9 protein-coding genes and 1 riboswitch are annotated in these 12,564 nt (G+C 39.7%); all 9 genes read right to left on the bottom strand.

Translation table 11 applies throughout. From position 1 onward, the window contains the following. Window positions 1–51: 51 nt before the first annotated feature. Window positions 52–1,029 carry an alpha-ketoacid dehydrogenase subunit beta gene (locus tag IGI52_RS03345; protein ID WP_016180320.1) on the bottom strand — a complete coding sequence of 326 codons (978 nt, stop codon included), beginning with the start codon at window positions 1,027–1,029 and terminating at the stop codon, window positions 52–54. Between the two features lie 2 nt (window positions 1,030–1,031). Then, window positions 1,032–2,141: a pyruvate dehydrogenase (acetyl-transferring) E1 component subunit alpha gene (gene pdhA / locus IGI52_RS03340; RefSeq protein ID WP_016180321.1), complete on the bottom strand. Its 1,110-nt coding sequence runs from the start codon at window positions 2,139–2,141 to the stop codon at window positions 1,032–1,034. Between the two features lie 391 nt (window positions 2,142–2,532). After that, window positions 2,533–5,139 (bottom strand): magnesium-translocating P-type ATPase, encoded by a 2,607-nt coding sequence (gene mgtA, locus IGI52_RS03335; RefSeq protein ID WP_438782223.1) that lies wholly within the window; start codon window positions 5,137–5,139, stop codon window positions 2,533–2,535. 172 nt (window positions 5,140–5,311) lie between these two features. Then, a riboswitch (M-box (ykoK) riboswitch) is annotated at window positions 5,312–5,477 on the bottom strand. Window positions 5,478–5,501: 24 nt separating this feature from the next. After that, a complete protein-coding gene (locus tag IGI52_RS03330) occupies window positions 5,502–6,245 on the bottom strand; it encodes a nitroreductase family protein (protein ID WP_438780489.1) in 744 nt (247 codons plus the stop codon). Continuing rightward, window positions 6,246–7,667, bottom strand: a complete 1,422-nt coding sequence (locus IGI52_RS03325; RefSeq protein ID WP_438780488.1) for a PLP-dependent aminotransferase family protein — start codon at window positions 7,665–7,667, stop codon at window positions 6,246–6,248. A gap of 241 nt (window positions 7,668–7,908) precedes the next feature. Further along, window positions 7,909–8,886, bottom strand: a complete 978-nt coding sequence (guaC, locus tag IGI52_RS03320) for a GMP reductase (protein WP_016180325.1) — start codon at window positions 8,884–8,886, stop codon at window positions 7,909–7,911. A 237-nt stretch (window positions 8,887–9,123) separates the two neighbouring features. Beyond that, window positions 9,124–9,552, bottom strand: a complete 429-nt coding sequence (locus tag IGI52_RS03315; RefSeq protein ID WP_016180326.1) for a DUF3788 family protein — start codon at window positions 9,550–9,552, stop codon at window positions 9,124–9,126. A gap of 212 nt (window positions 9,553–9,764) precedes the next feature. Continuing rightward, complete coding sequence (gene purD / locus IGI52_RS03310; RefSeq protein WP_016180327.1) at window positions 9,765–11,015, bottom strand: phosphoribosylamine--glycine ligase; 1,251 nt, start codon at window positions 11,013–11,015, stop codon at window positions 9,765–9,767. A 15-nt stretch (window positions 11,016–11,030) separates the two neighbouring features. Continuing rightward, window positions 11,031–12,563 carry a bifunctional phosphoribosylaminoimidazolecarboxamide formyltransferase/IMP cyclohydrolase gene (gene purH / locus IGI52_RS03305; protein ID WP_438780487.1) on the bottom strand — a complete coding sequence of 511 codons (1,533 nt, stop codon included), beginning with the start codon at window positions 12,561–12,563 and terminating at the stop codon, window positions 11,031–11,033. Window position 12,564: the final 1 nt, after the last annotated feature.

Raw genomic sequence — 12,564 nt, 5'->3', positions numbered from 1 at the left:
TTTATTTTTTCTAAGATCCGAAAAAATAAGTCTGCTGTTTGTAACGTAGATTTAAAATTCTACGATTTCTTTTACTTTTGCTTCAATATCTGCTGCATTTGGCAACCAGATTCCTTCTGCTTGTCCGAATGGGAAAATCGTATCTGGAGCAGAAACTCGTCCGATCGGTGCTTCTAGTGAAAGAATAGCTCGTTCAGAAATTTCTGAGATAACTTGTGCAGAAACACCTGCTTGTTTTTGCGCTTCTTGAACAACGACTACACGACCAGTTTTTTCAACGGACTTAATGATCGTTTCAACATCAAGTGGTGCAACAGTACGCAAATCAATGATTTCTGCATTGATGTTTTCTTTCGCTAAGTTATCTGCTGCTTTGATCGCTTCACGAACCATTGCGCCGTAAGTGATGATTGAAACATCAGAACCTTCTTTTGTAACAGCCGCTTTATCCAATGGCACTTCGTAGATTCCTTCAGGAACTTCTTCACGGAATGAACGATACAATTTCATGTGTTCTAAAAAGACTACTGGGTCATTGTTACGGATTGATGCAATCAACAAACCTTTTGCATCATACGGATTTGACGGAATCACCACGCGCAAGCCTGGAGATTGAGCCATTAATCCTTCTAAATTATCGGAATGAAGCTCAGGTGTATGCACACCGCCACCAAATGGTGCCCGAATCGTGATCGGTAAGTTTCTTGTATTTCCCATACGGTAACGAGTACGAGCCATTTGTCCAACAATTTCATCCATTGCCTCGAATACGAAACCAAAGAATTGAATTTCAGGAACAGGTCGGAAGCCTTGCAAGGCTAACCCAAAAGCAAGTCCAGCAATACCAGATTCAGCTAATGGTGTATCAAAAACTTGATCTTCACCGAATTTTTCTTGAAGACCTTCAGTGGCACGGAATACGCCGCCGTTCTTACCAACGTCTTCACCGAAAATTAAAACTTCTTTATCTTTTTCAAGCATCAGAGCTAAGGCATCTGTAATTGCTTGGATCATCGTTTTTTGTGCCATGATTATTTCGACTCCTTCGCTTCATAGAATTCAATTTGTTCTTTAATGTTTTGTGGTTGCACTTCGTACATATTTTTCAAGAAATCAGACACCTTTTGTTTAGGTACGCGGTCAGCATCAGTGATGGCCTGCTTGATTTCTTCTTTTGTTGCTTCAATCACTTTTTCTTCTTGTTCTTCTGACCATAAGCCTTTTTCCGTTAAGTATTTACGGAAACGTACTAATGGATCCTTTTTCGTCCATTCGTCGTCCATTTCTTTTGAACGGTAACGTGTTGGGTCATCCCCAGATAACGTATGTGGACCGTAACGGTACGTTAATGTTTCGATTAAGACTGGACCATTGCCATTTGCTGCCCATTCACGTGCCTTTTTAGAGACATAATAAACAGCTAGAGGATCCATTCCATCAACCTGAATACCTGGAATTCCAGCAGCGACTGCTTTTTGTGCTAACGTTTTAGCTGCTGATTGCTTTTCACGCGGTGTTGAAATCGCAAATCCATTATTTTGAATATAAAATACAGCGTTTGCATGATAGGCACCAGCAAAGTTGATCGCTTCGTAGAAATCCCCCTGAGATGAACCACCATCGCCTGTATAGGTAAAGACAACATTTTTACTATTACGTTTCTTCAAACCTAATGCCACACCGGCAGCTTGTACATATTGAGCTCCGATAATGATTTGAGGAGGTAAAGCCTGTAAATCTGCAGGATAGTTGTTTCCGGCAACATGTCCGCGTGACCATAAGAACGCTTCCGCTAAAGGCAAGCCATGTTTAATCAATTGTGGAACATCACGATAGCCCGGTAGTAAAACGTCTTCCTTTTCAAACGCAAATTGACTGGCTAATTGGCTAGCTTCCTGGCCAGCTGTTGGTGCGAAGAATCCTAAACGTCCTTGACGATTCAATGCAGTTGAACGTTGGTCCAATACACGAGACCAAACCATTGAAGTCATCAATTCAACAAGTTCTTCATCAGATAATTCTGGAACGAGATTTTCATTAATAATCTTTCCATCTTCATCCAGTGCCTGGTACACGGGGAAATCCGCGTTTACATCTTTTAGTAAGGCTTCAAAATCAATCGTTAACTCTTTTTCTGCCATGGTGTCACACTTTCCTCTCTTAAGTAAATTAAATCTTGTTTTCAGTGCAACAGCAAATCAACCTGTATTATTGCTATTGCTCCTTCTTCTCTAAATTAGCATTTTTGTATTCAATTGACAACAAACTTGCTCAGCAATTCTGAACGAATTGAAGCGTTTCACTTTTCAACCTTGTGAAATCATCTGCAGCTTTTTTCTAATAATAACAAACATCTAGATTAGAACAGGTAAGTTTGTGATCTTGAAAAATCATAAATTTGCCATAATCCCCCTCATCATCAAGGAGAAAAAAGATTAAAATAGATGGATTAACAACACGTTTAGACCGGAATTTGTTAAGTATTTTCACAAAAAAGAAACAGAAGGACAACACAGGTCCTTCTGTTATAGTTCAGATCCATTCTTTTGCAATTTTTATATACAATACTTTTCCTAATTGTGTTGCCAGCATGTAAGCAAGAACAATTCCTGCATACCATAGCCAATAACTATTTGGCAAATGAACAAAATCAAATTGCTCAGCTAACGGTGTTAGTACGACTAATGCTCCTACTACTACTGCCATTAATAAGCTGACAAATACCTGCGGAGCTGGACGACTTTGGATAAAAGGAATTTTCTTTGTTCTTACCATTAAAACTACCAACGCTTGTGTGGTTAATCCAATCATAAACCAGCCTGTTTGAAATAGATTTTGCGCACCAACCGTATTCGCTCCGAATACAAACCACATGACTAAAAACGTAATGATATCAAACACAGAACTGATAGGTCCAATACACAGGGTAAATTTTAACAACCCTTTTGTTTCCCATTTTGTTGGCACCTGCAATTCTTCATCATCCACATTGTCCCATGGAATTGTTAGTTGAGCGAAATCATAAATTAAATTTTGCAATAACAATTGAAGTGATAGCATAGGTAAAAATGGTAGAAATGCACTAGCAATTAGAATCGAGAAAACATTCCCAAAATTTGAGCTGATGGTGATCTTAATGTATTTCATCATATTGCTGAATACTCGTCGTCCTTCAATCACACCATTTTCTAGAACGCCTAGGCTTTTTTCTAATAAAATAATGGAACTAGCATCCTTTGTGATGTCGGCTGCTGTATCAACCGAAATTCCGACATCTGCTTTTCTTAAAGCAGGTGCATCATTGATGCCATCACCCATAAAGCCAACAGTGTGTCCCTTATTTTGCAAAGCTTCAATGATTCGTGATTTTTGCATCGGATTTAGTTTTGCAAACAGATTTGTAGTTTCAGCTGCTTGATACAGTTCATCGTCTGACATTTCATCGATTTGATTACCTAACACATATTGATCTGCAGGGATTCCCACATCCTGACAAACTTTTTGTGCCACGATCGCATTGTCACCTGTTAGAACTTTTACCGCTACTCCGTGCTGCTGCAAGGATTTAATTGCTGGTTTAGCTGATGCCTTGGCAGGATCAAGGAAGCCCATGAAGCCCACCAAGGTCATATCTTTTTCATCATCTGTTGAATAGATGGCTTCATCATGAGCGTCACGACGAACAGCTACTGTAATGACACGCATGCCTTGACGATTCATTTTTTCATTGACGGTTTGTAGCTGTTGGCGAATTTCTGGGGTTAACTCTAGAATCTCTCCATCAATCTCCACATATTTACAAATTGCTGCCATTTCTTCAACCGCACCCTTAGTGATCATCAATTGATGCTCGTCTGTTTTCATCACGACAGTTAAACGGCGACGAGAAAAATCAAAGGGAATCTCATCAATTTTTTGAACCATTTGATAGGGCAAATGTCGATCTTGTTCTTCAAAATAATTGATTACGGCAATATCCATCAAATTCTTCCAGCCCGTTTGATAGGTAGAATTCATGAATGCAAGGTCTAATACTTGCTCGTTTTCCTTTCCTAAAGGATCCAAATGTTGAACCAAAACAACTCGATCTTCCGTAATTGTCCCAGTTTTATCTGTACAGAGGACATCCATTCCACCTAGATTTTGGATTGAAGCCAACTCTTTCACAATCACTTTGTGTTTCGATAATGTCAATGCTCCTTTTGCCAAGTTAGAGCTCACAATCATCGGCAGCATTTCAGGCGTCAAGCCGACTGCAACTGCAATGGCGAAGAAGAAGGCACTGCTCCAATCACCCTTCGTTAAGCCGTTTATCAGAAAAACTAATGGAAAAAGAATCATAACCATTCGCAGTAATAATTTGCTGACTCTAGCTAATCCTAAATCAAATGACGTTTTCCCCCGTTTGGATGTGGCATTTTTGGCGATATCTCCGAAAAATGTTTGCTGACCCGTTTTTAAAATAATGGCTTTTCCTTGACCACTTAGCACATCCGTTCCCATAAAAACCAGATTTGTTAAGTCTAATGCTGTGGCTTCTTCCGTCAATTCCTTGTCTTTTACTAGAAATTTTTCAACAGGCATCGATTCTCCTGTTAACGACGATTGGTTAACAAAAAGGTCTTTTGTCCAAATCAATACGGCATCTGCTGGAATCATATCACCAGTTGCTAACGTCAAAATATCACCAGGGACGACTTCATCCATCGGAATTTCTTTCGTTTCTCCATTACGGGTAATTGCCGCAGTATTTTCGATCATTTCCTTTAATTCGATGCTTGCCTTTTGCGAACGGTATTCTTGAATAAAGGTAATCAGCACACTAGCCAAAATCATGATCGTCATAACAACCGCCGCTTCTATGTCATTGGTTAATAAGGAAACAATTGCTAATGCAGCTAAGACATACACGAACGGATCATTAAATGCTTGTAAAAACAGCAAAATTCCTGGTGTTGGCTTCTGTGCTGAGACTTCATTTGGACCATATTCTTCCAATCGGCTTTGTGCATCTTCTTCAGATAATCCCTGTAAAGAGGTTCTCAGGTTTAGAAAAAGATCACGATCAGATAAAATCGCTAATTTCTTTAGCTCTTGGTCTTTGTTGACTTTGCGAGCAAGAAGGCTTTTTTTGTTCATCATAATGGTTCCTCCTAAAATTCAGGACAACCGCAGTCGTCCGCGAGTAATTACTTTTCGGTCGACTATCTTCATAATCCATCTTCCTCACATCCTTTCATTTCGTTAACTGTCTAGGCGCTTTAGGACACAAATAAAGCGCGCACTCGAAAATGAGCACGCGCGAAAGTTTCATTCATGTTCATCGTCGAGCTTTAGCACTATAGGGCGTAGACAGAATCTGTCAGCTACGTTATGAATCACCTTCACGATAATCCCTGTTATACCCATTGGCGTCTCTCGACATTTTTGGGCAGTAGCCTGTGTCCGTATAGGAGCCTCACCTAACAATTAATTTAATTTTCATCCTTACTATAAGTCACTTACTTATCGGTGTCAAACGTAACACTGAAAAATTGATTGATTTTCAGAAATTCATCAACTTTTTTGTTTGGTGAACTGCTGAAATAATCTGCAAACTTTTTGCTCCATAATTTCGTTTCACGAGCCTCAGCAAATTTTTCCATCGTATCATCATACTCTTCAATCAAAGAATAATCGTAATCCTTATATGTGTCATAATGAATCACTGCTTCTTCTGGCAATCTTGGTTTTATTCGCATATCCACATTAGGCTTTCCAATACTCAAGCCTGCGAGCGGCAGCACATAATCGGGCAGTTTTAATAGTTTGCTTACTTCTGCAATATCTTTGCGAATAGACCCCACAACTACAGAACCTAATCCCAATGCTTCAGTCGCAATTACTGCATTTTCCAACGCTAACGCTGTATCGGTAACAGCCGTGATCAATGGATCAAATCCTTCGTTAATTCGATAATCCATCTCATACTGCTCAGCTACCTTTTGCGTCCGTTTCAAATCCGCTACAAATACTAAAAATACTGAACTATGCAGCATATGAGAATTTCCAGGATTCATCGCCACGAGCTGCCGGCGAATCTCCGTATCCCTTACGACAATGATGCTGTACATTTGACCGTTCATCCAGCTGGGAGCTTGACGACTAGCTTGCAGAATCTTTTGCAGCTCTGCTTCTGATAATTGGTAGGTTTCATCAAAATTCCGATATGTTCTGTGCTGATTCATCACTTCTAACGCTTCCATTTAACTCCTCCTTAATTCCTTTGAAATTACAAACAACTTAGAAAAAAATTCTTGTCGTGTTTGATCCGTCATTCGAGTATAATTCACTCTCATTGCCATTGTATCATTACTAAATAAAAATGCGGGGGCAATCACTAATTTTTCTCGCAGAAAAATATCCCAATCTTTTCGGGTTAAGCGCTGATGACGCCAAGTCAGATATACATAAATGCCACCCTCGATAGACGATATATGCCAATCCTCAGCAATTGATTTTGCATGATCAATAAAATCTTTGGCCTTCTGCTTTAAAGCAATAACTAATTCTGCTTGGTTCTGCTCGAATTGTGGATCTGTTAAGGCAGTATGTGCGATGACCTGCGGAAAGACACTAATAGAAAAATCCATCATTTGTTTGGCTTCAGATAAGCGTTGAATTAAATTTTGATCAGCCACGACCCAGCCAATTTTGATTGAGGAACCAAATATCTTTGAAAGGGAACCTAGATGAATGACTTGGTGGGGAGCAAGTTCTTTCAAAGACGGCGGCGTTTTCCCGAAATTCATCTCGCTGAACACTTCATCTTCTACGATCGGCAGCTGGTATTTAAGACTGAGTTCGATTAGTTCATTTCTGCGTTTCTCCGACATCGTTGTCCCAGTTGGATTTTGAAAAGTCGGATTGAGAATAATCAGTTTGATTTTTTTAGTCAGAATCAATTGTTCCAATTTATCAATCCTCATTCCTTCCCGATCCATTTCTACGCCATAGAGTCTGACCCCGGCGCTAGCAAAAATTGGTAAGGAATATAAAAACGAAGGGTCTTCAATTGCTACACTATCTCCACTTTGAAGCATCACCTGCAATAATAAAAACATTGCTTGTTGTGCGCCTGAAGTAATTAGGACTTGATTCGAAGAGACATCGATTTTCTGTTCTAACTTGATTCGCTGACAGATTACTTGCTGCAAAGGACGATAGCCTAATGGACTTTGCTTTTTTTCTTCAAGCAATAACTCTTCCCATGTATAGGAAGGAAAACGAAAATCTGGAATCATACTTAACGGCAGTTCCCCTGAGTATAGATCAATAGCATCAGGATTCTTCAGCAATGGATAAGCTTTTTCTACAAATGGCTCCTTTGGAAGAGTCTCCTGCGTAAATAAGCTGCGCCAATCCACTCTGGGAATAGTGCTTCGTCCCCAGTTTCCTTCGTTCACAATGGTTCCGCTGCCTTGTCGCCGCAATACCCAGCCAAGACTAGCCAGTTCCTCCAATGCGTGAACAACGGTTGAACGATTCACTTGATAATATTCTGCTAGTTTGCGTTCTGCGGGTAGCTTATCCCCTGGTTCCAACGTGCCGTCTTGAATATAAGAGATAATCTGTTCGATAATTTGTTGATAGATTGGTGTCGTCTTTTTCTCTGCTAATTGCCACATACGTTTTCCTCACTTATTATTGGATGACTTAAAACTAAACCAATTATACTTTACTGTCAAACGTACAAAAAGCTCCTGAAAGGAATTATCAAATGCATTTTGTAATTCGTCAGAAAATATGAAAAAATCGGACGTGTAACCTACTATCCGTAATAGATAGTAGGTTACACGTCCGCACATGCTTTATTAACCTAATTCTTTAAAGACTATTGAACCATTTTTAAAAGTTTTCTAAAAACCATTAAATCGTATCGCCATTAAAGATTGAATTCTTAACCACTACATAGTCAACTTTTTGCAAGGCTTCTAAATCGTTGCCTCCAGCATAAGAAATCGACGACTGAAGATCTTGCTGCATCTCTACTAAAGTATCCTTTAAAGAACCTTTATAAGGAATCCAGATCTTTTTACCTTCCACGTTTTTCTTCTCGCCCTTTTGGAATTCAGAGGCACTGCCAAAATATTCTTTATAAACGACACCGTCTTCTACCTTAGTCTCGCCAGGAGATTCTTCATGACCGGCAAATAATGAACCAATCATAACCATTGTCGCGCCAAAACGAATTGATTTGGCAATGTCTCCATGAGTTCGAATTCCACCGTCAGCAATAATCGGTTTGCGTGCTGCCTTGGCACACCAACTCAATGCTGCTAATTGCCAGCCGCCAGTTCCAAATCCAGTCTTAATCTTAGTAATACATACTTTTCCAGGTCCGATTCCAAGCTTGGTTGCATCAGCTCCTGCATTTTCTAATTCACGAACAGCTTCAGGCGTACCAACGTTGCCAGCAATCACAAAGGTTTCCGGCAAATATTTTTTAATGTGCTTAATCATATTGATTACCGGATCAGAATGACCATGAGCAATGTCGATGGTAATATAGTCTGGATTCAACTTTTCCTCTGCCAACTGCTTCACAAAATCATATTCATATCCTTTTACCCCCACACTGATGGAAGTAAACAGGCCGCGAGACTGCATTTTCTTGATGAATGGGATTCGTTCCTCTTCATAAAAACGATGCATAATATAGAAGTACCCATTTTCAGCCAAAAATTCCGCAATACTTTCATCAATAATCGTTTGCATATTGGCTGGTACGACAGGCATCTTGAAACTAAACTTTCCTAATTGAACGGTTGTATCACATTCTGATCGACTGTTCACAATACACTTATTAGGAATTAACTGAATATCTTCATAATCAAATACTTTCATATGGGCCTCCAATGAATAAGATCACTATCTCATTTTATTTTTTTTTCATACATTTCATTGCATCAAATAGGATAAAGTAATTTCCTTTTCCAAACACCTATTTTTATACTGTTCACTATGAAAAGTATGAACCATAAAAAAACATAGGGCAGTATCGCCCTATGTAATTTACAACATATCCACCTGAAAAGCAAGCTGATTTTGAAATTTATTACAAAAAACACGAACATTTAGTTTTCAAACTAAGGCATTCCTTAATTTTTTCGCTTGTAAACTAACTAAGAAGATAACGTCTTCCATTTCCTCTTCATTAGTTACTTTCATTTCGATCTGCTGCGTATTTTTTGATACATCTTCGAACTTTTCTTTGAACTCCTCCGACATCACTTTTACCATCGGTGTTAAATAGCTGATTCCAAAATCTGGAAAAGGTGTCATTACTGAGAAATAGGTTTCATGAATCTGGATGCAGCAAAGCACCCCATCATATTGCTCGATTACCAGTTTCCATCCTATTTGTTTTTGGAAAATATATTTGATCGTTGGCTCATAATGTCTCATGATTTGAGCTAATAAAATTTTTAAATACTGAGAATTGGGTAGTCCGGATAAAATCATCTGCAACTCGTGGTTCTCATCATCAGCTTTGGATCGTTTCCTTTCCATAGTCCTCGCCTCTTTCAATACGCTTTGGAATGAAAAATAATTCTAACGAATGCAATTGCCTCTATGAGTTAAATTCTTTTTATTTTTCTTCAAATTCATATATTTTTTTAACGCTTTTTTCATATTCAGTTTACCACTTTTAATTAAAACTGTCATTTTTTTAATCCGCTACCCTTTTGAACAAAAAAAACGACCGACTGGCCGTTTTTTATTTATTTTAATGATTTTGCTCCAATATCTTTTCGGTAGAAATAACCCTCAGTCTTTGCATGATCCAAAGCTTGATAAACCTTCGTTTGTGCCGCCTCAATCGTTTCTGCTTCTGCTTCTACTAGGAGTACGCGTCCGCCTGATGCCCGTATTTCTCCTTGATCATCAACAACTCCTGCATAATAAATCGTAACCTGATCATCAAAACTTGGAGTAGGCATTCCTTTTTGATACGCATTAGGATAACCTTCAGCCGCTAGTACAACGCCGACAGATGCCTGATCACTCCAAACCAATTCTGGTTCTTGATCGTTTAAAATATCATCAATCACTTGTGCAAGATCACTGGTTAATCTTGGTAGAACCACTTGTGTTTCGGGGTCGCCAAAGCGAGCGTTGAATTCAATCACTTTCGGACCAGCATCTGTAGCAATCAATCCTGCATATAAAATACCTGTAAATGATGTCCCGTTTTTCACCATTCCCAATGCAGCGGCCTTCAAAATTTTCTCAACAGCAGTATCGACCATTTCTGAAGGGATTTGCGGTACCGGCGAGTAGGCGCCCATTCCCCCAGTATTTGGTCCCAGGTCGTTATCATAAGCCCGTTTGTGATCCTGTGCAATGACCATTGGATAAACTTTTTCATTTTTTACAAAAGCAAGCAATGAAAATTCTTCACCAGCTAAAAATTCTTCAACAACAACTTTATCTCCGCTTTCACCAAAACGATGATCCGTCATCATTTCCTTTAAAGCCTGCAGCGCTTCATCTAATGTCATAGCAACCGTAACGCCCTTGCCCGCTGCTAATCCATCTGCTTTGATCACGATTGGCGCACCTTTTTCCTTCACGTACGCGCAAGCGGCTTCGTAGTCGGTGAACGCCTCATAATCAGCCGTAGGAATCTGATTGTCTACCATGATTTTTTTAGCAAATTCCTTTGATCCTTCGATCATTGCGGCTGCTTTATTCGGTCCGAAGATACGAAGACCCGCTGCTTGAAAATCGTCCACGATGCCATTCAATAAAGGAATCTCTGGCCCAACGAATGTCCAATCAATCTCCTGATCTTTAGCAAAAGAGATCAACTCTTCATGCTTATCCTCTGCGATATCCACTAGTTGAATACCGTCCTTCTTCATGCCTGGGTTTCCCTTAGCACAAAAAATATCCGTTACATGCGAACTCTCCAACATTTTTTTGGCGATGGCGTGCTCACGACCACCGCTACCAATAATTAGTATTTTCATTGAGTCCTCCTCAAATTAGTGTCTGAAATGACGAACGCCAGTGAAGACCATCGCTACGCCATATTTATTAGCCATTGCGATCGAATCCTTGTCACGAATACTTCCACCCGGCTGAACGATTGCTTTAATTCCGTGCTGTGCAGCGTATTCTACACTATCATCCATCGGGAAATACGCGTCGCTTGCTAAAACAGCGCCATCCATCCGTCCTTTTGCTTCTTCTAAAGCAATTTTGACAGAACCAACACGATTCATTTGTCCTGCACCAACACCCACTGTTTGATGTTCATTTGCTACAACAATTGCATTCGATTTTACGTGCTTAACAGCTTTCCATGCAAAAGCTAAAGCTCTCAATTCTTCCGCTGTAGGTTTGCGATCCGTTGCAACTTCCCACTCCTCAGGAATTTCTTCGACAACATCTTGATCCTGAACCAATAATCCCCCTAAAACAGATACAACTTCTGGTTGATTACTTGCTTGGTCGCTGAAATCTAAGGTCATTAGTCGTAAGTTCTTCTTACCTGACAGCACGTCAAAGGCCTCTTTGCTAAAGCTTGGAGCGATGATAATCTCTAAGAATAACTTATGCATTTCCTCTGCCGTTTCTAAATCAATTTCACGATTTGCTACCAAAATCCCTCCGAAAATAGAAGTTGGATCTGCTTCATAAGCGAATTGATAGGCTTCCGCAATTGTCCGTCCACTACCGATCCCGCATGGATTCATGTGTTTTAATGCGACAACTGTTGGCTCAGTAAATTCTCTAGCAATTCGGATAGCCGCATCTGCATCCTTAATATTATTGTAGGACAATTCTTTTCCGTGTAATTGATGGGCACTCGCAATTGAATAAGAAACAGGTAGAGCATTTTGGTAAAAAGCTGCAGTTTGATGACTATTCTCCCCATAACGCAAAGGCTGCTTCAATTCATAAGTCAATGTCATTTTTTCTGGTTCAACTTCACCCACACTCTTTGTTAAGTAATCCGCAATTAATGCGTCATAAGCTGCTGTATGACGGAAAACCTTCGCAGCTAAACGTTTGCGTGTCGCTAATGAAGTCACTTGATCACTTTTGATCTCGGCTAAAACAAGCGCATAATCTTTAGGATCAACAACCACTGTGACTGATGCAAAGTTTTTAGCGGCAGAACGCAGCATACTTGGGCCACCGATATCAATATTTTCAATCGCTTCTGCTTCAGTTACCTCCGGCTTGGAAATCGTTTCTTTAAATGGGTATAGATTTACACAAACAAAATCAATTGGCTGAATACCGTGCTCATCCATCGCCTCCATGTGTGTTGTCAAATCTCGACGGCCTAACAATCCACCATGAATTTTTGGATGCAACGTTTTTACTCGACCATCCATCATTTCAGGAAAGCCGGTTACTTCATCAATACTTAACGTTGAAATCCCCGCTTCGTCTAAAACTTTTTTAGTCCCGCCAGTAGAAATAATCTCGATTCCTGCTTGAACCAAACCTTTAGTAAATTCTACAATTCCGGTTTTATCTGAAACACTAATCAATGCTCTTGTCATG

Origin of the sequence: Enterococcus sp. DIV0187 (genome assembly GCF_051713785.1) — a bacterium.
Taxonomy (GTDB): domain Bacteria; phylum Bacillota; class Bacilli; order Lactobacillales; family Enterococcaceae; genus Enterococcus_A; species Enterococcus_A avium.
This window is presented reverse-complemented; position numbering and strand designations above follow the sequence as displayed.

Bases quoted from the DNA above. Each gene is read 5' to 3' on its own strand.
- purH (WP_438780487.1), bottom strand. From the start codon at position 12,563: ATGACAAGAGCATTGATTAGTGTTTCAGATAAAACCGGAATTGTAGAA.
- mgtA (WP_438782223.1), bottom strand. From the start codon at position 5,139: ATGAACAAAAAAAGCCTTCTTGCTCGCAAAGTCAACAAAGACCAAGAG.
- purD (WP_016180327.1), bottom strand. From the start codon at position 11,015: ATGAAAATACTAATTATTGGTAGCGGTGGTCGTGAGCACGCCATCGCC.
- IGI52_RS03345 (WP_016180320.1), bottom strand. From the start codon at position 1,029: ATGGCACAAAAAACGATGATCCAAGCAATTACAGATGCCTTAGCTCTG.
- IGI52_RS03315 (WP_016180326.1), bottom strand. From the start codon at position 9,552: ATGGAAAGGAAACGATCCAAAGCTGATGATGAGAACCACGAGTTGCAG.
- pdhA (WP_016180321.1), bottom strand. From the start codon at position 2,141: ATGGCAGAAAAAGAGTTAACGATTGATTTTGAAGCCTTACTAAAAGAT.
- guaC (WP_016180325.1), bottom strand. From the start codon at position 8,886: ATGAAAGTATTTGATTATGAAGATATTCAGTTAATTCCTAATAAGTGT.
- IGI52_RS03330 (WP_438780489.1), bottom strand. From the start codon at position 6,245: ATGGAAGCGTTAGAAGTGATGAATCAGCACAGAACATATCGGAATTTT.
- IGI52_RS03325 (WP_438780488.1), bottom strand. From the start codon at position 7,667: ATGTGGCAATTAGCAGAGAAAAAGACGACACCAATCTATCAACAAATT.